This window comes from Suttonella ornithocola (assembly GCF_001889065.1).
Taxonomy (GTDB): Bacteria; Pseudomonadota; Gammaproteobacteria; order Cardiobacteriales; family Cardiobacteriaceae; genus Suttonella_A; species Suttonella_A ornithocola.
This window is the reverse complement of record NZ_LWHB01000077.1, coordinates 1-20,930: the sequence shown is the minus strand read 5'-3', so window position 1 is coordinate 20,930 and position 20,930 is coordinate 1. Positions and strand designations below refer to the sequence as shown.

General features: G+C 39.7%; 18 protein-coding genes and 2 pseudogenes. 4 read left to right on the top strand and 16 right to left on the bottom strand.

The annotated features are described in order from the left end of the window. Nucleotides 1-7: 7 nt before the first annotated feature. Complete coding sequence (locus tag A5N85_RS06405; protein ID WP_245936034.1) at nucleotides 8-589, bottom strand: rRNA large subunit pseudouridine synthase E; 582 nt, start codon at nucleotides 587-589, stop codon at nucleotides 8-10. A gap of 143 nt (nucleotides 590-732) precedes the next feature. Here A5N85_RS06405 and A5N85_RS06400 point away from each other — a divergent pair, with 143 nt between their 5' ends. Beyond that, nucleotides 733-1,875 (top strand): DNA recombination protein RmuC, encoded by a 1,143-nt coding sequence (locus A5N85_RS06400; RefSeq protein ID WP_072576491.1) that lies wholly within the window; start codon nucleotides 733-735, stop codon nucleotides 1,873-1,875. 207 nt (nucleotides 1,876-2,082) lie between these two features. On the opposite strand, the gene A5N85_RS06395 is transcribed toward A5N85_RS06400, so the two are convergent. Beyond that, complete coding sequence (locus A5N85_RS06395) at nucleotides 2,083-3,336, bottom strand: ammonium transporter (protein WP_072576490.1); 1,254 nt, start codon at nucleotides 3,334-3,336, stop codon at nucleotides 2,083-2,085. 15 nt (nucleotides 3,337-3,351) lie between these two features. Next, nucleotides 3,352-3,690, bottom strand: a complete 339-nt coding sequence (locus A5N85_RS06390) for a P-II family nitrogen regulator (protein ID WP_072576489.1) — start codon at nucleotides 3,688-3,690, stop codon at nucleotides 3,352-3,354. Nucleotides 3,691-3,900: 210 nt separating this feature from the next. Between A5N85_RS06390 and A5N85_RS06385 the strand changes: the two genes are divergently transcribed. Both A5N85_RS06385 and A5N85_RS06380 read left to right on the top strand, forming a co-directional pair. Continuing rightward, on the top strand, nucleotides 3,901-4,755 hold the full coding sequence (locus tag A5N85_RS06385; protein WP_072576488.1) for a D-amino-acid transaminase: 855 nt from the start codon (nucleotides 3,901-3,903) through the stop codon (nucleotides 4,753-4,755). Beyond that, the gene (locus A5N85_RS06380) at nucleotides 4,755-5,198 is read left to right on the top strand and encodes a DNA polymerase III subunit chi (RefSeq protein WP_072576487.1); all 444 of its coding nucleotides are present in this window, start codon (nucleotides 4,755-4,757) and stop codon (nucleotides 5,196-5,198) included. Before A5N85_RS06385 ends, A5N85_RS06380 begins: the two co-directional genes overlap by 1 nt. Nucleotides 5,199-6,136: 938 nt before the next feature. Here A5N85_RS06380 and A5N85_RS06375 read toward each other — a convergent pair. The 13 genes and pseudogenes from A5N85_RS06375 to A5N85_RS06315 form a co-directional block, all read right to left on the bottom strand. Further along, on the bottom strand, nucleotides 6,137-7,678 hold the full coding sequence (locus A5N85_RS06375) for a phospholipase D family protein (RefSeq protein WP_425451189.1): 1,542 nt from the start codon (nucleotides 7,676-7,678) through the stop codon (nucleotides 6,137-6,139). Next, on the bottom strand, nucleotides 7,675-8,091 hold the full coding sequence (locus A5N85_RS06370; protein WP_072576485.1) for an RsiV family protein: 417 nt from the start codon (nucleotides 8,089-8,091) through the stop codon (nucleotides 7,675-7,677). The genes A5N85_RS06375 and A5N85_RS06370 overlap by 4 nt, the downstream gene beginning before the upstream one ends. Before the next feature lie 494 nt (nucleotides 8,092-8,585). After that, entirely contained in the window at nucleotides 8,586-9,575 is a 990-nt protein-coding gene (locus A5N85_RS06365; protein WP_115306142.1) for an MBL fold metallo-hydrolase, read from the bottom strand. 16 nt (nucleotides 9,576-9,591) lie between these two features. After that, nucleotides 9,592-10,830, bottom strand: a complete 1,239-nt coding sequence (locus A5N85_RS06360; RefSeq protein WP_072576484.1) for a DUF819 family protein — start codon at nucleotides 10,828-10,830, stop codon at nucleotides 9,592-9,594. 93 nt (nucleotides 10,831-10,923) lie between these two features. Next, nucleotides 10,924-11,472 (bottom strand): annotated as a pseudogene (locus tag A5N85_RS17235) (anaerobic C4-dicarboxylate transporter family protein); the annotation flags it as partial. Between the two features lie 346 nt (nucleotides 11,473-11,818). Then, a pseudogene (locus A5N85_RS17230) lies at nucleotides 11,819-12,693 on the bottom strand (anaerobic C4-dicarboxylate transporter family protein); the annotation flags it as partial. 134 nt (nucleotides 12,694-12,827) lie between these two features. Then, nucleotides 12,828-13,871, bottom strand: a complete 1,044-nt coding sequence (gene queA, locus A5N85_RS06345; protein WP_072576483.1) for a tRNA preQ1(34) S-adenosylmethionine ribosyltransferase-isomerase QueA — start codon at nucleotides 13,869-13,871, stop codon at nucleotides 12,828-12,830. A gap of 2 nt (nucleotides 13,872-13,873) precedes the next feature. Next, nucleotides 13,874-15,088 (bottom strand): phosphoglycerate dehydrogenase, encoded by a 1,215-nt coding sequence (serA, locus tag A5N85_RS06340; RefSeq protein WP_072576482.1) that lies wholly within the window; start codon nucleotides 15,086-15,088, stop codon nucleotides 13,874-13,876. Nucleotides 15,089-15,256: 168 nt separating this feature from the next. Next, complete coding sequence (locus A5N85_RS06335; protein ID WP_072576481.1) at nucleotides 15,257-16,711, bottom strand: MFS transporter; 1,455 nt, start codon at nucleotides 16,709-16,711, stop codon at nucleotides 15,257-15,259. 107 nt (nucleotides 16,712-16,818) lie between these two features. Next, entirely contained in the window at nucleotides 16,819-19,101 is a 2,283-nt protein-coding gene (locus A5N85_RS06330) for a sialidase family protein (protein WP_072576480.1), read from the bottom strand. 187 nt (nucleotides 19,102-19,288) lie between these two features. Beyond that, a complete protein-coding gene (locus tag A5N85_RS06325; RefSeq protein ID WP_072576479.1) occupies nucleotides 19,289-19,990 on the bottom strand; it encodes an ankyrin repeat domain-containing protein in 702 nt (233 codons plus the stop codon). A 10-nt stretch (nucleotides 19,991-20,000) separates the two neighbouring features. After that, nucleotides 20,001-20,186: a hypothetical protein gene (locus A5N85_RS06320; protein WP_072576478.1), complete on the bottom strand. Its 186-nt coding sequence runs from the start codon at nucleotides 20,184-20,186 to the stop codon at nucleotides 20,001-20,003. Between the two features lies 1 nt (nucleotide 20,187). Further along, nucleotides 20,188-20,394, bottom strand: coding sequence for a hypothetical protein (locus A5N85_RS06315; protein ID WP_072576477.1), 207 nt, complete (start codon nucleotides 20,392-20,394; stop codon nucleotides 20,188-20,190). A gap of 124 nt (nucleotides 20,395-20,518) precedes the next feature. Here A5N85_RS06315 and A5N85_RS06310 point away from each other — a divergent pair, with 124 nt between their 5' ends. Then, a complete protein-coding gene (locus A5N85_RS06310; protein WP_072576124.1) occupies nucleotides 20,519-20,875 on the top strand; it encodes an IS630 transposase-related protein in 357 nt (118 codons plus the stop codon). The last annotated feature ends 55 nt before the right edge of the window (nucleotides 20,876-20,930 follow it).

The following is a 20,930-nucleotide window of genomic DNA, read 5'->3' as shown; positions in this document are numbered from 1 at the left end:
TCTCCTCTTACGATAGCAGTTTATAAGCTCCTAATGATAATTCACCTAATTGCCAACTGCCAACCTGTATGCGAATTAATCTTAACGTTGGAAAACCCACAGCTGCTGTCATCCGCCGAATCTGTCGATTACGACCTTCACAAATCGTCAAACACAACCAACTAGTTGGAACCAACTTTCGAAATCTAACAGGCGGATTTCGTCGCCATAACCCCTTCGGCTCTTCTATTATTTTTGCTTGTGCAGGCAAGGTTAAACCATCTTTTAATATCACCCCCTTTGTTAATTGAGTAATTGCGCGCTCATCTATGATCCCTTCTACCTGTACCCAATACGTTTTAGGCAATTTAAATCTAGGTTCTGTGATACTAGCTTGCAATCGTCCATCATCTGTTAAAACAACCAAACCCTCACTATCTCTATCCAATCTCCCTGCTGGATACACCTTAGTAATAGGAATAAAATCTTTTAACGTTTGACGACCTTGTTCATCTGAAAATTGACATAGCACATCATAAGGCTTATTAAATAATAATAGTTTTTTGCCCGACGCTACTTGCAAATATCTCATCTTTTTTCTCACACTCATCTAAAATCCTTATAAAATATAAATGTATTTAGTATTACCAGATATAGTGCAACCAGCTAAAAAAACAGAGCATCATTTATCGCTAGAATAGACAAATTTATAGAATGTTTTGTTTTAAACTGATTTGACTAATAGCTACCCAAATGCCTCATCAACGCTACTTACTTATGCTCGAATCTTTAATTTATTTATTGATACCAATCATCTTTATCGCCTTTTTAATTCTCAATCGCCAACAATCACAACGTCAATACAAATTGATGAAACAATTTGCAGCCCACCAGCAAAGACAATTTGAAAAGCTTCAGGAATTTACCAGAAATGAACTCAATCGTCAGCAGCAAACATTGATTATGCGACAAGATTATGGCGACAGCGTTTTACGCAAAGAAATTAATGAACAATTAGTTCATCAAAACACACATCTACATCGAGAAATCTCTCAACTTACTGCTTTAACTGAAAAAAGACTAATAAACATTACCGAAAGCATTCAACAATATTTATCACAAAATACCACACACCAAAACAGCACCCTAAAAGATATCATTTCTCGACTTTCTAAAATAGACGAAGCACAGAAACGTTTAGATTCACTGGCCAATGATGTTACCGGGCTAAAAGAAATCTTAATTGATAAAAGAAGTCGTGGTGCATTTGGCGAAAGTCAACTAAAAACGCTAATTGACAATATTCTTCCCGCACAATATGTGCAATATCAATCAACACTTAGTAACGGACTTAGACCAGACTGTTTATTAAAACTGCCTGAACCCACTGGACAACTAGCAATTGATTCTAAATTTCCCTTAGAAAGCTATCGAAAACTCTATGTTAATGGCACAAGAAATTCTGCCGCCGCTCAACAATTCGCCAAAGATATCCGACACCATATCAATGATATCGCAGAAAAATACATTCTCCCACCAGAAACAGCGGCAGGAGCCATTATGTTTATTCCTGCCGAAGCAATATTTGCGGAACTACACGCAAACTTTGGAGAAATTATTGAATACGCGCACCATCGAAACGTTTGGCTAACTTCTCCTACAACATTGGTTGCCATCCTAACAACAGCTAAAACCGTGATAAAAGATGATGCAACACGAAAACAAGCGCACCTTCTACGCGAACAACTCTATCATCTTAAAAAAGAATTCCAACAATTTCAGGGAAGAATGGACAATCTTGCTAAACATATTGAACAAGCCCAAAAAGATGTTGGAGATGTGCATCGCAGCGCAAAAGCCATCACCAACCAATTTTATCAATTAGATGAACAATAATTTTAAACGCTCTTTCTTTAGTTGATAAAATTCTACGATGAAGCTTATAAACCAATATCTCTAAGTAAACAATTATATGCTCACATTCTTATCATTCTAGGATATAGGAATAACTTTTCTTCAAATATAGAAATATTCAGTCATACAATAAATTAAAAGAAATAAGCAAAGATATCTTTGCTTATTTCTACCAGATTCAAATCACCTTTATTTCGCACCTACGAACTCAGGATACGCTGACATACCGCACTCATGTAAATCCATTCCTTCATATTCAATCTGAGCATCTACCCGAATACCTATTGTTAACTTCAGCAAAAACCAAACCATTAAGCTCGTGATAAATACAAATCCTATAATTGCCGCAATTCCCGTTAACTGTGCTACGAAAACATTTTCTTGACTGAGACAAACCGCTAACAATCCCCAAATACCACAGACACCATGAACAGATATTGCACCAACTGGATCATCTAAGCGAAAGCGGTCAATCATTAATACAGACAAGACTACCAATCCCCATGCAACCCCTCCAATAAAAATTGCTTGCATCAAAGTAGGAGAATCAGGCGCAGCAGTAATCGCAACCAGTCCAGCCAAAACGCCATTACAAAGCATGGTTAAATCCATTTTCTTAAAAATAAACTGTGCGGTAATCATTGCCAAAATTCCTCCTGCTGTCGCTGCAAGCGTTGTATTCGCAAATATACGCGCAACAGCATTTGCATTTTCAACATCAGAAATTTTTAATTGAGAACCGCTATTAAATCCTAACCAACCTAGCCATAAAATCATTGTTCCAAGGGCGACTAAGGGCATATTTGCACCGGGAATGGCATGAATTTGACCATGTTTTCCATATTTTCCCATTCTTGGTCCAAGCACTAACACTCCTGCTAATGCCGCACTCGCACCACATAAATGCACAATACCAGAGCCTGCAAAATCTACGAATCCAATAGCATCTAAAAAACCACCGCCCCATTTCCAAAAACCTTGAATAGGATAAATGATTCCACACATAACAATGGCAAATATAAAAAATGCCCACAACTTCATTCGCTCAGCAATCGCGCCAGAAACAACCGACATTGCTGTAGCGACAAAGCAAACTTGAAAAAAGAAATCTGCTAAACGAGAATAATCCCCTGCCATATTTTCGGTCGCTAAATCAGCCACTGTATAATCATCCATGCTCACTAAAAAATGCCAGCCGGGGAAAACCCCACCAGCATACTGTTCACCGGGATACATCATGGCATAGCCTGATAAATAATACATTAAGCAGGCAATACAAAATAATCCGATATTTTTAATTAAAATCTCGGTCGTATTTTTTGAACGAACCAGGCCACTTTCCAACATTGCAAATCCTGCTGCCATCCACAACACTAAAGCAGCAGAAACCAATAAATAAAAGGTATTTAAAGCGTAATTCAAAGATAATATATCTGTTTGCATCATAATCTCCTCATTTTATAAAGCTGCATCATCTAGCTCGCCTGTACGAATGCGTACAACCTGAGTTAAAGGTGTTAGAAAAATCTTGCCATCTCCAACTTTATTCGTATTAGTCGCTGAAATAATTGCTTGAACAATAGAATCCACATCTTCATCATTAGCGGCAATCTCTATTTTTATCTTAGGCAGAAAATCCACAATATATTCCGCGCCTCGATAAAGCTCTGTATGACCTTTTTGTCGTCCAAACCCTTTTACTTCGCTAATGGTCATTCCTGAAACCCCAATTTCAGATAAAGCTTCTCTTACCTCATCTAATTTAAAAGGTTTAATAATGGCGGTAACTAATTGCATAATCGGCTCCTCTTGTTAACTTCATCTATCTTCTTCACGAATCATGCCAACTTAATAAAAAATATAAAACCATATTGAAAACATAAAATTAAAGAAAAAAGCCTCTTCCTTTTAACTGAATATTTGCACTAAATTAGTGCAAAAAATCTAAAAATGAACGCTCCATTACTTGCAGAACTACGGTATGATGAAAGCTGAAAAGGAGGACTTATGAATACACATATTGTTTATGTCAATGGCGAATTTTTACCTGCAAAAGAAGCCAGCGTTTCTATCTATGATCGCGGATTTCTAATGGCGGATTCTGTTTATGAAGTCAGCGCTGTTGTTAAAGGAAAACTCATCGATAACTCCGCTCACTTAAAAAGACTGGAACGCTCTTTAGGCGAGCTCAATATGCCAATGCCTTGGAGCTTTTCTGAGCTAAGCAATATTCAACGCCAAATTATTGAGAAAAACCATATCACTAATGGAGAAATTTATTTGCAAGTAACGCGGGGAACTGGCGTAAGAGATTTTTTAATCGACACCAATATGCGCCCAACATTGATCATGTTTCCCATCTTCCACGACCCTCTTGCCGCACAAAATGAGCCCGGCTTAAAAATACAAACATTGCCTGATATTCGTTGGCAACGCAGAGATATCAAAACCACTCAATTACTCGCTCAATCGCTTTGTCGCTCTATCGCTCATCATAATGGCTATGATGATGCTTGGATGGTGGATGAACACGGCTATATCACTGAAGGAACAGCAAATAATGCTTATATTGTCAAAGGCGATAGCGTATTCACTCGCCCTGCTAATCATGAAATATTAAATGGCATCACTCGCCAAGCGATGATCAAAATCATCAATCAGTTAGGACTTCGTCTCGTCGAAAAAGCCTTTACGCCACGCGAAGCGATTTTAGCAAATGAAGCCTTCATTACTTCTGCAGCCAACTGGGCAACACCAGTATTGAGTATTGATAATCATATAATCGGTGATGGCAAAGCCGGAAAAGTTACCCTTGCCTTGCGAGATAACTATTTATCCGCTTTAGAAGAACTTAGCGAATAATGCCAATTATCCGATTTTACGTCTTACCCTTAGGCGCCGATATCGAAAGGCGCCTACAAATTCTTTGTAAATTATGTGAAAAAGCACTCAACGGTGGCGAAAAAAATCTGATTATTCATTGTGAGAACCATACATTAGCAACGCTAGTTGATGAAAGGCTATGGCAATATCCGCTTACCAGCTTCTTACCTCATACGCTGAGTCACGATAGTAAGCATAGTAATGATGCGCCTATCCTTATTACCACTGCACCAGAACGAGTAACCCATGCAGATACCTTTATCAATCTTAGCTTAGATACCCAAGCCGATATTCCGCAAAACTGCCAAAGAGTCATTGAAATCGTGCAGAATACCAATGATGTATTATCTGCAACGCGCGCACGCTACAAAGCCTACCAAGCACGCGGATACACACCTGAAACCATTAAACTTTCAATGTAAAATTTAATAGCCAATCAATATAACTAAGTCTAATAGTATTTCAAGAAATACAGCTAAAACCCCTACTGTATGCTAGCAAGTTGACTATCCTCTTGAGCCAGCCTCAACCATAGTTAATTCTTCACAAAAAAGAGGGCTCTAAACTAACAGGTTATTCCTGATAGTCTAGAGTCATATATTTTAATAGGATTTATATATAGACAAAGGCTAATAAAAGAGTTACAGAAATTAGATGATTATTCCAGTAAAGTATGTGTACTTACTTTATTTATCTTAACACTGTAACTATTTTAGTAGCCTTTCACTATATAACTATTCGGTAGTAGTTTGAAAAGTATGCTAAACATACTCTTACAAAAAATACTTCTTTTAATATATTGATATTTAAAATATTTAACTGTCATTGGATTATTTGATAATATTCCAGCATACTTTTTAAACCACTACCAACTATTCTAGTAGTCTTTTACTATAGTAAGGCTCTCTAAAAAATGCATACCGTACTTGGAGATAGGATGCTGTTTTCAAGATGGATATTGAATTAGCGTTGTACGCATTTTTTGGGAAGTTGGCTATATATAGCTGAATGAGTTCAGATTGCATACAAATCAACGAGCCACAGACAGCTAACCTCAGTACGGCAAAACGCGCTAACGCTGTATGCGAGTTAGAGACATTTAGCTATAGCTATAATTTTGCGAATATACTTCAAAATATCTAGCTATCCATCATGGATCAGACAAGATTAAGCTGATAGTCAATAACTAAGAAATAAGTGATATCAGATTAAGTATAAAGTTCCATATCAATAACTCAAATATTGGATAGTGGCTTGAAAAGCATGCTAGAGCATGGATCAATAATTTTAGCAACAATAAAATATATAAATTTCAATATATTGTTAGCATACTTTTCAAACCACTACCCAATATTTTATCTCATAGCAACCATTCAATAGGTAGCCAAGAACATACCTTAACCGCTAATCGCTTAAACCATCCGCTATTAGGTTCATTGTGATAATCTAGCGTCTGCGCTTGCTCTTGGGTTTGCCAATATAAATTTCCTTTTTTATCTTGCAATACCTGATAAGCATAGGGATTGATATTATTCTGAATGCTTTGGGTAAGCTCTGTAGCCAGATTTGGGCTATCAATTAAAAATCCCATTTCTGTATTTAAGGCTGCTGAGCGAGGGTCCATATTAAAAGAGCCTACAAACAGTGTTTTATCATCAACGGCGAACGTTTTGGCATGTAAACTTGCGCCTAAACTGCCTTTTAGTAAACCATGTTGATTAGTATGAACTGTCGCATCGGGTTTTAATTCATAGAGTTTTGCACCAGCGCTAAGTAAATCTTTACGATATTTGGCATATCCAGCATGAACGGCTGCTACATCTGTGGCAGCGAGAGAGTTAGTTAGAATGGTTAAAGATTTCCCTGTTTGCGCAATTCTGCTAAAAAAATCTGTTCCTTGCTTTGCTGGCACAAAATACGGGGAAACAATAACTAATGTTTTCTCTGCCTTTGCCATTTCAGGAAAAATTGTTGCGGCAACGGTATCTTTAATCGCCACTTTTCCTAAACCTTTGGCGGGATCATCGCTAATTAAAGTTGTTTTTACCCACTCCAAAGGTAAATTCCCCATGCGCAGCGCCTCTGCAAATGAGGATTGCGCCAATGATTGTAAATAATCTTGGGTTTGCCTATCTTTTGCTGGCTGACTATCAAAGGGCTTTGAGGTTTGCGGAATGATTTTTTCTAACGGATAAGCGGATTGGCTTGCCCAATAGCGGTCAAAATCTTGTTCTACATCATCTGCTGCTTGTCCAACAGCTAAAATATCTAAATCAGCGAACATCACACCGGTGCCCGCTTCAAAATATTCATCACCAATGTTGCGCCCACCAATAATCGTTGTGATACCATCGGCGGTTAAGGATTTATTATGCATCCGACGATTAAGGCGAAAAAAATCGCTTAAATAGCCTAATGGGCGGAATTGACGCTGCATAAAGGGATTAAATAAACGAATTTCTACATTAGGATGCGTATTTAATGCCGCCAACGCTTCATCCATTCCAGCAGTATTATTATCGTCTAATAACAATCGGACACGCACTCCTCGTCCTGCTGCGCGATACAATGCTTGCATCAGTAAATTGCCTGAAATATCGTTATGCCAAATATAGTATTGAACATCTAGCGCATATTGCGCACTTTCTACTAATGCCATTCGTGCTAGAAAGGCATCTTTCCCTGCTCGTAGCGGATAAATTCCGCTCATTTTTGGATGAGATTGGATTTGTGGCAATAAATGCGCTACCAATAAGCTATCTGGCTGAATGGTCAGAGCAGAGGAATCTACCCGCCCCGTTTGTGTTGGCAAAGACCGATGCGTTGTAATGGCTGTGATGACAAGTATTACAACGATAGCTACCAGTGTTTGCAATATTCGTTTAAAAAATTTTTTCATTATTTGCCTAAAAATTCTGGTTTTACTACGCCTTCTAATGAAGTATACGGCAGAGTAATAGTCGGCATTCCTGTCGCATAAGAAGTAATTTCATAAGGCTGCCACAATAATTTAATGCCTTTTTCGGTGAAGGTAAAATTTTCTGTTAAGACAAAATTATCTAACAATCCTTCTTTATATTCGCTGTTCATAAATGCGGTTTGCGCCAATTTTTCAAAAGTCGCTTTTTGTTCTGGTAGTAAGATATCTTCTAGAGTGAGTAATTTATCGTGGTAAAAATTATAGAAAACTTCAATTCCCATACCATGCGCACCACCTAAATATTCATTTTGTTCAAGCGCCAATAATTCTACCTTTTGAAAATGGCCTAAGTATTTTGCTGCAATATTAAATCCTATTGCATCACGCCGAATCATCTCGGGATTCTCTAAGGCTTCTTGATAAAAATAGCGGGCAACTGGTGATAAATAGTCTTCTAACTCTTCATAGCTTAATGGTTCAGCTTGATTACCCAGCTTTTTATTTGGCGTAATCTCTGCTACATCGTATAGCTCGACTAAGAATTGGTTAATTTCATGATTTATCGCTTGATTGATTTATTCTTGATTACTGTCTAAATAGACAACTGAAAAATTTATCATTTGTGATAGTTCTTCTTTGATTTTTTCAGAGCAGCCATATTTCTGGCATAGATTTTCTTGCACAGAATAAAATACTGGACGAAAAGTTGATTCTGAATCTGTATTGATAATAAAGCTTCCAGCAAATACGCTTGATGCAAAAAAACACGCTAAACTTAGCGACTATCTTTTCATAAATACCTCCTTGATTGTTTAATAGATGATAAATTCTGATTAACTATCTGTTTTCCACCATAAGCTGGTCTGACTCATTGGACTAACCACTTCTGCTAATTTTGGGTCAACGGCATAATTCCCGCTTCAACTACTAGAGGATAACTGCGACAAATAGGCTCATTCCAAGTATGCGTTGATAAAGCATAAGCGCCCCAATGAATCGGCATAAATCGCTTAGGTCGCAATATCTTTGCCACTTCTGCCGTTTGCTCTGGAAATAAATGATTATCTGGCCAACGCTCGTTATATTGACCATTCTCAATAAATGCCAAATCAATGTTTGGAAACCGCTGTGCAATCTCAGCAAAATGTTTTCCAAAAGCACTATCGCCGCTGTAATAGCAAGTATTTTGTTTATCCTCAATCATCATCCCCATCCACAAACTGCGCGCATGGGAAAATAATCCTCGCCCTGAATCATGGCGCGCAGGTAAAGCCGTATAGCGAATAGATTTTTCTTCCAAACATTCCCACCAATCCAGAGCAGAAATACGCGATTTTGCAATCCCCCAACGAATAAGCGTGCGCTCAAGTCCCAAAGGCACAATAAAGCGCGTTTCTGTCTGACGAAAAAAAGTGATTGTTGCTTGCTCTAAATGGTCATAGTGATTATGACTAATTATCACCGTATCAATCTTTGGCAAATTTTCTCGGACGAGTGGCGGCGACTGAAAGCGAAACATCATTATCGGCAAAGGGCAAACACTTTTTGCAAAAACAGGGTCAATTAGCAACGTCTGCGCTCCTACTCTCAACAACAGCGATGAATGTCCTAGCCAAATCACACGCACTAGACCGTCTTCATCCGCTTGATAAAACGCTTGCCAATCGGGTGCGAGCGCAGGCAATAAACAAGGTGGACGCATTTTCTTTGGCGCAACCAACATCTGCCACAAAGCCGATAAAACATTCTGCACCCCGCGTTGTGGCTCTGGATTAAAAAAGCGGCCACTACCGCTATGATAATGGTCGCGCTTTAAATCAACAGAGGAATGTTCAGAAGTTTTCATTACCACCGTCTCTTCAGACAAATTTTCTGACATAATTCCTCCGCCATACTTAACCGCCAACAATCAGCCGCATCATCTCACCCGTGAGATAAGCGCCAATCGTCCCGATAGCATAACCTAATATGGCTAATAATACGCCCACTGGTGCTAATGACGGATGAAAAGCCGCAGCAATAACGGGCGCCGAAGCAGCTCCACCGATATTGGCTTTTGAACCCACTGCCAAGAAAAACAGCGGTGCACGAATCAATTTTGCCATAATCACCAGTAACACAATATGGAATAAAACCCATACCAAACCCACCAAAACCAAATGCCAATGGCTGAGAATTTTAGTCAAATCCATATGCATCCCAATCGCGGCAACAAGAATATAAATAAAGACCGTTCCCACCTTAGAAGCGCCAGCATTTTCATAATGACGCAATGGTGTGAAAGAAAGTCCAATACCGCCAATCGTCGCAACCACCACTAACCATAAAAAAGCACTCGATAAACTATATTCTTGCGCCCATGAAAACTGCTTGAAATAGCCACCGAGATGCGCCCCTGCTAAATGCCCTAGTCCCACGATAAAGAAAGCAATTGCTAAAATAATCATCAAATCATTCAGCGAAGGAATACGCGCATTTTCTTTTTGATAGCGCTCAATCGTATGCTTCAAATCATCAACCGCGCGCGTATCGGCTTTTAGCCAATGGTCAATCCCCTTACTATTTTTGGCTAAAAATAGCAAAGTAATCATCCAAAACTCCGCCACAATCACATCAACCACTGCCATCGTGCCGAATAAAGTATCATTGACGTGATGAAGCTCTTTCATCGAAGCCATATTAGCACCACCGCCAATCCAACTTCCCGCCAACGTTGATAAACCTTTCCAAATATCTCCAGCGACCCACTCTGGCGCAATCACATGGAATAACCAAATTGCAAATGGTCCGCCCAACATAATGCCAATTGTTGCTGTGAAAAACATCGCTAATGCTTTCCAACCTAGACCAATAATCTTCTTTAAATCAACGCTTAAAGTTAAGAGAACTAAGCTTGCTGGCAAAAGATAACGCGAGGCAATGTAGTAAATCTTATCGCCGCTTTCTGCGCTAACAACATTGGTTGTCGTTAATAATCCAGGTAAAAAATAACATAATAATAATGCGGGAATATGCCGATAAAACTTTTCCCAAAAGCCACTTTGCTTTGACGACGTATAAAAAATCAGTCCTAAGACCAACATAATCACACCAAAAGCCATGCCATCATTGGTAATCAATGCTTGATTTTCCATGCACACTCCTCCTAATTAAAAATATCGCCGGTTATTCAACCGGCGATAATTAAAACATACTTAATATTTAAATGAATAACTTTTTTATCTTATTTAAATAAAAAGCTTTCCTAACATCACACCGACAATACAGGCAACAACCACACCTACCAATCCCGGCGCCATAAAGCTATGATTAAAATAATATTTACCGATTTTAGTGGTACCCGTCACATCGAAGTTAATCGTTGCGATATCTGAAGGATAATTAAGAATAAAAAAATAACCATAAGTGGCAGGCATTAAGCCAACTAATAGCGGTGCAGGTAATCCTAATCCAATACCCACAGGTAATAGCATCACGCCCGTTGCTGCCTGACTGTTCACCACAACCGATACAATAAATAAAGCAAATGCAAACGTCCATGGATAATCTTTGACTATTTCCATGACCGCGCCTTTAAATTGTGGCATTGCGTGGGAGAAGTATGTATCACTCATCCAAGCAATCCCAAAAATTGCAATTGTTGCCACCATTCCCGATTTAAATACCACGCCATTTGGGATTTTTTGCACATCTGTTTTAGTCGCTAATAAAATCACCCCACCAAAAGCCAACATCATCATCTGAATAATTAACGTCATCGAAATAGGCTTATCTGCTTTGCGTGTTAAAGTAATTTGACTTGCTTGTGCTTCGCCTTTTTTGGTTAAAGTTACCGTTGCCGTATGCTTAGGCTGCACGCGCTCTGGAACAGTAATCGTTACCATACCCTTTTTAATACTGACCTTTGCTCCATTTGCGGTAACATTTTCATTCTCTAACGCAATCAATGGAATATTAACGCTAGTTTGCCCTACAGCAATATAGTCAAATCAGCTAAAAAACAGAACGTTATCTACCGCCAGAATGGCTAGATAAGGGCTATAGGATGTTTTGTTTTTTAGCTGATCGCACTATATCAGTTAAAATAGTCGTATCACTAGACGCCCAAGCACCTTTCTCTATATTTACTGTTCGAAAACTTGATGTTACCGCAACCACTACAATAGAAACTAATGCTAAAATAAAGAGTAAAACCGCATTACGCGCAGAGTTCGGCAATTTTTCATTTAAAGACGTGCTAGTCGTATTTAAAATTCGTTCCCGCCAAACAGGATCTTGCAGCCGACGTTGATACTCTGGATCATCTTGCAACTCTTTACCGCGTTTCAAGCTATAAAGTGATAAAGCAATCACCCCGCAGAGCGTCGCTGGAATCGTCACCGCTACAATATTGAGCAACTTAATGTGCTCAAAACCGGGTAAATTGACAATCTGCCCTAAATAATAAACTACCGCAGCAGAAATCGGACTACCGGTTATCCCTAATTGTGACGCCACAGAAGAAGCAGCCATTGGACGCTCTGGACGAATATTATTCTTAAGCGCTACATCACCAATAATTGGCATCACAGAATAAACCGCATGCCCTGTCCCCAACATTAACGTCATTGTATAAGTCACTAAAGGTCCAAGAATAGTGACTCTTTTAGGATTTTTACGCAAAATGCGCTCAGCAATTTGCAACATATATAGTGCAATCAGCTAAAAAACAGAACACCATTTACCGCCAGAAGCACTAAGGTAATGTTTATAAAACGTCCTGTTTTTTAGTTGATTTGACTATATTTCAATCCACCTGCGGCTTCTAGCACAGACGCACAGGTAACTACCGCCAAAATAATCAACATTACATTGATAGGTGGCGCTGTTGGAGGCATTCGCAAGACAAATACCTCAAACAATAGTCCAATCCCTGAAACTACGCCAAGACCGATTCCACCAAACCGGCTCCCCATATACAAAAACAGTAATAAGAGTAAAAACTCAAAGATCAACATTTAGTATTCTCCATTTTTATGAAAGCTTTTTCATAATTATAACCAAACCAGCCTCATAAATACTAAATTTTTTATATTATCTCTATTTTAAATAAATTACCGTCTTCTACTCTGAAAATTAAAAATAGCCTTTATCAATTAGACAATTGATTCGTTAAAAACATCGCATCTCCATAACTATAAAAGCGATACTGCTCTTCTACTGCATGGCGATAAATGGTGCGAATATTTTCCATTCCTGCAAATGCGCTGACTAACATCAATAAAGTAGATTCCGGCAAATGGAAATTAGTAAATAAAGCATCTACAACATTAAATCGATACCCCGGCGAAATAAACAAATTCGTATCGCCGCTACCCGCGAGTAACTGTCCATCTTGTGCCGCACTTTCCAATGCTCGAAGACTTGTCGTGCCAATCGCAATGACTCTTCCACCCCGTGCGCGACATTGCTTAACTGCCTCCACTGTCTCCTCTGGCACAGACAACCATTCCTCATGCATCACATGGGCATTTAAATCTTCCTCACGAACAGGCTGAAATGTTCCCGCACCGACATGAAGAGTGACTTCTGCTCTGGCAATACCTTTTTCTGCAATCTTCGCTAATAAATCGCCATCAAAATGTAACCCTGCTGTTGGCGCTGCTACCGCTCCTGGTGTTTTTGCATAGACTGTCTGATAACGCTCACTGTCTAATGCTTCTGCATTTCTATCCATATATGGCGGAATAGGCATCTCACCATTGATTTGCATAATCTCTTGCCATGGAATAAAACTACTCAAGGTAAACAAACCGTCTTTTTTCTCTGCAACCGTTACTACATAATCATGAATAAATAGCTCACTTCCCACCTTAGGTGATTTACTCGCGCGCAAATATGCTCGAACGTGATGTTCATCTAACGTCCGTTCAACCATAATTTCGATCTTCCCACCACTGGCTTTTGTGCCATACATTCGGGCAGGAAGAACACGCGTATTATTCATCACCAATAAATCTTCCGCGCGCAAATATTCGGCAAAATTTACTACACCACTATCTATTATCTCTACCCTATCTTTAAAAGGTGTAGCGACCAACAATCGACTATCACTGCGCTTTGCTAAAGGATAACGCGCAATAAGCGATTCCGGTAATTCATACTGATAATCAGACTTTTTTGTTTGATGATACATAATTAGCTCAATAAACGCGTTCGGATTGTGCCGTCGACCTGACGAATTTTCTCAAGCGCCACATCTGAATCAGCATGGTTTACATCCATAAGCAGCATCCCAATATTTCCTTTAGTCATCAACGCTTGCGCAGAAATATTGATATTATTTTCAGCAAACAAGCGAATAACTGCTGCTAAAACACCCGGCTGATTGCGATGAATATGTAACAAACGATGCGTATTCGCTTGCGTAGGCAAAGAAATCTCAGGGAAATTGACCGCTGAAACCGTCGTCCCCTTCAAAATAAATTTTGCAATTTTTTCAGCAACCTCCAATCCAATATTGGCTTGCGCTTCCTGCGTTGAACCACCGATATGCGGGGTTAAAATCACATTAGGCAAACCGCGTAAAGGACAATCCAACGCCTCATCATTACTTTTCGGTTCTTCCGGAAAGACATCTAACGCCGCCCCTGCCAAGTGATGACTAATCAAAGCCTCATGTAAATCCTCAATCACCACACAATGCCCACGCGCAGCATTGATAAACATCGCTCCTTCTTTCATCAATGCGAATTCTCTTTTTCCTATCATATGCTTAGTTGAAGGCAACTCAGGTACATGTAAGCTAACAACATCAGAAACTTGTAATAGTTCATCTAAACTTGAAGCAGGTTCTGCATTTCCTAATGGCAGCTTAGTTTCAATATCATAATAAACAACATGCATTCCTAAAGCTTCTGCCAAAATAGATAATTGCGCACCAATATTGCCATATCCGACAATACCTAAAGTCTTTCCGCGTGCTTCATAGGCGCCTTTCGCTTTTTTCGGCCAAGTACCTGTATGAACCATATGACTTTTATCCGTCATTCCACGCAACAAAGAAATCGTTTCGGCAATCACCAATTCTGCTACCGAACGCGTATTAGAATACGGGGCATTAAAAACTGGAATACCTAAATTTTGCGCAGCGGCTAAATCCACTTGATTGGTACCAATACAAAAACACCCTATTGCACGTAAATGTGGCGCAGCGTCTAAAACTTCTTTAGTCAAATGCGTTCTTGAACGAATCCCCACCACATCCGCCTTTGCTAATGCCTGCCGTAACGATTCTCCCTCAAGCGCCGTTGACAAAGTTTTAATTTGAGAAAACCCCTCTCGTTTTAAGCTTTCTACTGCATTTTGATGTACGCCTTCTAGTAGCAATACCCGCACATCCTGATTTGCCATACTTATCCCCTAGAAAAAATGTAAATTATAATCTTCTCTAAAAGATTTTTACACTAAAGATAAAATTTATGATCAATGCACCATCTAATAAATTTAACTGCATATATATGCCAAAAAGAAACTGCTTATTAAGGCTGTTTCTTTATTTTAATGAAAAAACTTAATCTACTAGCTATTGATAATTTCATCATTACCATCTTCAGGACGAGCAGCTTGTGGATTAACCAACATTTGAATTTTACGCGGTAAATTTAAGCCAATAGATAAAATAACAATTCCTGCGAAACCAACAGAAAGAATCGTAAGCGCACCGCCTAATGACCATTGTTTGGCAATGGCTGCGCCTAAAACTGGTCCAACAGCACCACCTAATGCACCCACGTTATAACAAAAACCTAAGCCTGCCGCACGGCGTTCTACTGGGAAATAACTAGACACCCATTTAGGCAGTAAGCCAGCGATACCCTGTCCGAACATTTGGTTAAAGAATAATAGGATAGCCACTAAAGCAACATAAGCACCGTTTTGCAAGAAAAGTGGGAACACTAAGGTTTGTGAAATAATCAATGAGATTGCATACCAACGGCGCATCCCTAAGTAATCACCCATAAAGCCAGCAATGATATAACCTGCTGCATTGCCAAGACCTGCAAAAGTAATGACATTTGCAACCGTTGACGGCGACATACCAACCCCTTTCAGATAGGTAGGTAATAAACCTTGAATTGGCCAAGTGTACATAAATGACGCAAAAATGGTAATCATAATGGCAATACCGATTACCCAGCGGTTAGGGTCAAACTGGTAAATAAAGGCGATAAAGATAGCCGCAGTTATCACGGCTAATACAGCAATTAAACCAGCAGGCAACGCTAATTCAGAGAAAATCAAGAGCAGTAGTACAGAAGCACCTACCACGCCTAATAAGTTAAGGTTACGCTTTTTGCTACTAAATAAAATGCTTAACATATCATGCGAAGCAGATTTTTTTTCTGCTTGATGTTTTGCCCAATCTTCAGCCTCTGGTAAAGCGCGTCTCATATAAATAGCGACCACAATTGGGATAATGCCGGTTAAAAACAACGCACGCCAGCCCCAGCCGGGATGCCAGCTATCTACCCATGTCACAAGATATTTATCCACTTGCGCCGCAAGAATAACACCAAATGCAAATCCTGAAAGCAAAAATCCTGATGCTTTGTTACGCATGTGCTTCGGCCAGAGTTCAATGACATACACCGCTGATGAGGAATATTCCCCTGCCATTGCAAAACCAATCACTAAGCGGCATAAAAATAACACCCAATAAGTGGGCGCAAATGCCATGATGATGGAACCAGCAGCAAAGAGGAAAATGGATGCTATCATCGCCGGTTTGCGCCCTAGCTTATCTGCCATTGCGCCTAGCATTAATCCGCCTAACCAGCGAGAAACGAATGCTGCTGATACTAAAGCCGCACTTTCCACTAAGGTTAATCCGAAGGTTTCACGAATGGCAGGCAATGCAAAAGCAATTAACACGAAGTCATAGCCATCTAATAGTACGCCTAACCACGCCGCGAAAAAGGCACGCCATTTTTCTTTGCTGAGTTGTTTATACCATACGGTCTGCGAGGTATTCATGATGTTCTCCTATCTTTTTTCAGTTTATGACGCTATCTATGATTTATTACACTGATTTTTATTATATTTTTACTATTTTTAATGAGATTGCTATAAACAATCAGTTTTTAATGTAGGCTTTGGCAAGAAGCAGTAAGCCATTCAAGTGGGATTATGGTTAAATAAAGCCCTTGAGTTTCTCTTTCCCATAAAAGCGCGAGATTGCCATTGGGTAGTTGGGTCATACATTGGTAAACATAATGACGAGGATTAAAGACGCGGTTATGTGGCCATGTTTTGCCATCATCAAAACTCATTCTTAATACACCGCAGCCGCGGAAAGGTAGCATTTGCGAAGCATTGGCAAACACGGTTGCTTGTTTACCATCAGAAAAAGTCACATTAATCGCATTCGGTTGTGAAAAAATCTCTGTGAGTTGTGCCACATAATCGACTTCTCCCCATGTTTCACCACCGTCATAACTCACCGCGTGTGCCACACGACCAGAAGGATGTTGATTACGCATATAAACATGAACCGCACCATCATGCCCTTCAACTAAGACAGATTCATGTAGTGAACCTCTATCATCTTTCAAATGACGAGAATGGATGCGCACACCAAAAAGTTCACGGTCATCATTTGGCGATTGCCCTAATTGCCACGTTTGTCCGCCATCATCACTAAACATTACCGCGCAAGAAAAAGTAATCCCTTCTTCGTGGTTGTAATAAATTGGCACTAAAATTCGCCCTGAAGAAAGCTGAATACCATTTCCGGGGGAAGTGCCTAAGAAACGCATCCATGGTTGTTTCACTTGTGAGGTAATATCAATTGGCGCAGACCATGTTGCACCATCATCATCGCTATAAATCATTTGCAGATAAGAAGTGCGCACCGTGAATAAAGATTCTTGCGCATCAACCCCAAATGCAAGATAGACGTTGCCGCGTGCATCACCATTCGCGCTAACATTGCCTAATCCATCAACTTGATATGGCGTTTTTTCTCCATCAGCAGTTAAAACTTCTCCGTTTTTACACCAAATGTAGGATTGTCCCTCACGGTCAATCAAAATCGGTCTGCCCTGTTCATCAAAACCTGTGCCTGCGCAACAATTTGGCTGCCCAACACCACCAGGGAAATGGTCAATGATGACCAATACTCTGCCGCTGTTTTTATCTTGTACTAATACAGAATCAATAACTGATGCGCCTAATGCGCCTGAACCTGGGTATTGAATTAATGTTTGCGCGTCTTCCCATGTTTGTCCGCCATCTAAACTCCGCCGCATCACAAAATTGATGTCATTCGGGCTGTCATTGGCAATACTTACCCGTTGGTCAGCACCTGCTAAAATCACGCCTGACTGCAAGGTTAATAGGGAGGGAATACGATAACTTCTAGAGCCTTGATAACCAGTATCAAATAATGCGCGTGTTGGTAAAGGCATGACGCCTGCTAGACGTTTCACTTGATGGTCACTCAAAATGGCATCAAAAATGGCAGCCGATTGCGCTTCACCAAATAAGCGGATTTTTTCTAAGCTCATGCCAACGGTTACCCGCTCAATTTGTCCTAATTCTGTGAAGAATGCTGCCCCTGCGGCTAAGGCAACTTGATAACCGTCAACATATAAGATTAGCGCGCCACGTCCACTGCTTAATACCATATCATGCCAGTGTCCATCGTCCCAATGTCCTTGTGCAGACACTTCGGCAATGAGCGTTGATTGTTGGTAAACGCGATAATATAAATTGCCCGCTTCTAAGGTTAACGCCAATTCTCCTTGCGAACCTTTCGCAGCGATGATTGTGCCGCCTTGTCCTAGCCCTCTTGCGCGAAAACGTGCGCGCAATGAGCCTATTTCTAAGTCAGAACAACGCTTTGCATCTCTTGGAGATAATTCTGCGGTTGCAAACTCTAAAAAAGGTTTTGCTGGACGGGCGAGCGCAACCATACCAGTAATTGGCAACGGCGCGTCATAAAAGGCTAACCATTTAGGTTGCATCAAACTCTCGGGGTCAACGCTAAGTGTTTTTGCTTCAATTTCCTTAAACCACACGCTTAATGTGCTAGAAAATTGTTCGTAGCCATCAACAAATAAATGCGTGCCTGTTTCATCAGCTGTAAAGCCAATCGTATGTAACTTGCCATCATCTAGCCCTAAAGCATCTTCAGCATCTAACTGGCGAACATCTTCTCCTAAACGCAACTCTCCCAACAATGCGCCTCGAGAAATTTTTAATGTGATATATCCTTTATCACCTTGAATGTCTATTAACGTCCCATCTATTGTACTTATAAAATCTAAAACAAAAGAGCCATAGTGAGCGGTCGCTAAATGCGCTATCGGAATACATTCACCAGAAATATAATCTATAGTTATCGACGTATGATTTCTATCCATATACGCTCCTCTTTTTTAGAAAATTTAATTTTTTAGTTAATTTATCCTACTGCTTTTTAATTTTAATTTCAATTTTTTTAATAAAAAGAAAATATTTTTTATTTTGTAAAAATTTCATAAATAACATACAAATAAAAACGCCATGACAAAGTCATGGCGTTAGTCCAATGAAATAAAGAATGATGAATTATTGGCAGCTGGCTTTACCCGTTCGATGATTGATCGCCCCATGTTTAATCAATAATGCTTGCATCTCTGGCAAATCTCGAACACACGCATAAGAAAGCGCACTTTGATTATAAGCACCCAAGCTCTTATTTTTCGTTGTCGTCACCAAATTCGGATCAGCACCTAAAGAGAGTAAATATTCCACCGTTTCCAAGCGATTATTACTGGCAGCAACCATTAGCAACGTTTCTCCATCGCTTTCTACCGTTTGGTCATTCAAATCCGTTTCATCTTTTAACAAAGCATAGATTTTCTTAACAATCTCAGTATTTTTCCCTAATACTGCCGACTTCAACACGTTATAAACATCGCCACGGTCTGTGGCATGTAAATCCGCGCCCTGAGCAATCAGATAATCCACTAAATCTTCATAACCAATAAAAGCTGCCCAACCTAATGCTGTTTGTCCTAAAGAAGCGTTATCTTTTGCTTCTATATTTTGTCCTTCCTCAACCATTTTTTTCACGGCATTAAGATCGCCACGTTTGACAGCATCAAACCATGCGGCATCTGGTCCTTCAGAAGGTTTATCGTAAAACACGCGCCAAGAAAGCCGATTAGGATTAGCGATTTCATACATTTCGTCTGGTGAATAACGAAAGCCATCCGCCATCGCTTGGGCGGTAAATAATGCCACTAATAAGGCGAGCGATTTTTTCATAAGTCTCCCTTTATTCTTCTACAACTAATTCATCCCATTTCGGGATATTGCTCATGTTAACGATATCAGGAAAATTCTTAAAGGTTTTCCGATACGCCCAATGTAAATTCTGCCAATGCAACATTGCTACAGGTACATCGTCATATTCTATTTGCGCAATTTTTTGTAGTAATTCATTGCGCTTAGCACTATCCATTTCAAATGCCCATCAAAGCAATCCCTGCTTCACATTTATCTCTTTCTGGGAAATATTGTGCTTTTAGCATTGTTGAAATCTGAATACTGCCTGCTGAAAGTTCCTGCATAGGATCTAACGACACAGGATCAGAGTTATAAGCGATCGTAATTTCTGCTGCATCAGGCATCGCAACCGCTAACGCTAACATCAAAGCTATTTTTTTCATCTTTCCTCCATCAATTAACTTTTAATGACTCACTATAGTCAAATCATTTATAATCCAATCTATCCAAAGCAGATATAAAGAACAACTTGTAGTAGAATTATCAAAAACAAACTGAGCATATCCTATGACCTACTGTCGCCAATTCCGACAGAAAATTCTTAACGATATTGCTAATGGAGAAACTTGGCGCGCTGTTGCAAAGCGCTACAAGATCAGCAAATTCACCGTCTATAGCTGGATTAAAAATCCCCATCCTAAAGGCTTTACTGAGCGTAAGCCCTCAAAGATTGATGATGAAGCCTTGCTTAAGGATATTGAGCAGTATCCTGATGATTACCAATGGGAAAGAGCTAGACGTTTTAATTGCTCGCAATCAGCGATTTGTTATGCTCTAAAGCGACTAAAGATAACGCATAAAAAAAGATTAACCAACATCCAAAAGCCGACACAGAGAAAAGAGAGCACTTTCAAGAACAAATAGTGGATAAGACCGCTCAAGACAAACCGATAGTCTATCTTGATGAATGTGGTTTTTA

Excerpts from the sequence above, each read along its gene's own strand:
- A5N85_RS06315 (WP_072576477.1), bottom strand. The coding sequence starts at position 20,394 with ATGAAAAAAATAGCTTTGATGTTAGCGTTAGCGGTTGCGATGCCTGAT.
- A5N85_RS06360 (WP_072576484.1), bottom strand. The coding sequence starts at position 10,830 with ATGGAAAATCAAGCATTGATTACCAATGATGGCATGGCTTTTGGTGTG.
- serA (WP_072576482.1), bottom strand. The coding sequence starts at position 15,088 with ATGGCAAATCAGGATGTGCGGGTATTGCTACTAGAAGGCGTACATCAA.
- A5N85_RS06380 (WP_072576487.1), top strand. The coding sequence starts at position 4,755 with ATGCCAATTATCCGATTTTACGTCTTACCCTTAGGCGCCGATATCGAA.
- A5N85_RS06320 (WP_072576478.1), bottom strand. The coding sequence starts at position 20,186 with ATGGATAGTGCTAAGCGCAATGAATTACTACAAAAAATTGCGCAAATA.
- A5N85_RS06365 (WP_115306142.1), bottom strand. The coding sequence starts at position 9,575 with ATGTCAGAAAATTTGTCTGAAGAGACGGTGGTAATGAAAACTTCTGAA.
- A5N85_RS06390 (WP_072576489.1), bottom strand. The coding sequence starts at position 3,690 with ATGCAATTAGTTACCGCCATTATTAAACCTTTTAAATTAGATGAGGTA.
- A5N85_RS06400 (WP_072576491.1), top strand. The coding sequence starts at position 733 with ATGCCTCATCAACGCTACTTACTTATGCTCGAATCTTTAATTTATTTA.
- A5N85_RS06325 (WP_072576479.1), bottom strand. The coding sequence starts at position 19,990 with ATGAAAAAATCGCTCGCCTTATTAGTGGCATTATTTACCGCCCAAGCG.
- A5N85_RS06395 (WP_072576490.1), bottom strand. The coding sequence starts at position 3,336 with ATGCAAACAGATATATTATCTTTGAATTACGCTTTAAATACCTTTTAT.
- A5N85_RS06370 (WP_072576485.1), bottom strand. The coding sequence starts at position 8,091 with ATGATTCGGCGTGATGCAATAGGATTTAATATTGCAGCAAAATACTTA.
- A5N85_RS06310 (WP_072576124.1), top strand. The coding sequence starts at position 20,519 with ATGACCTACTGTCGCCAATTCCGACAGAAAATTCTTAACGATATTGCT.
- A5N85_RS06405 (WP_245936034.1), bottom strand. The coding sequence starts at position 589 with ATGAGTGTGAGAAAAAAGATGAGATATTTGCAAGTAGCGTCGGGCAAA.
- A5N85_RS06330 (WP_072576480.1), bottom strand. The coding sequence starts at position 19,101 with ATGGATAGAAATCATACGTCGATAACTATAGATTATATTTCTGGTGAA.
- A5N85_RS06385 (WP_072576488.1), top strand. The coding sequence starts at position 3,901 with ATGAATACACATATTGTTTATGTCAATGGCGAATTTTTACCTGCAAAA.
- A5N85_RS06335 (WP_072576481.1), bottom strand. The coding sequence starts at position 16,711 with ATGAATACCTCGCAGACCGTATGGTATAAACAACTCAGCAAAGAAAAA.
- queA (WP_072576483.1), bottom strand. The coding sequence starts at position 13,871 with ATGTATCATCAAACAAAAAAGTCTGATTATCAGTATGAATTACCGGAA.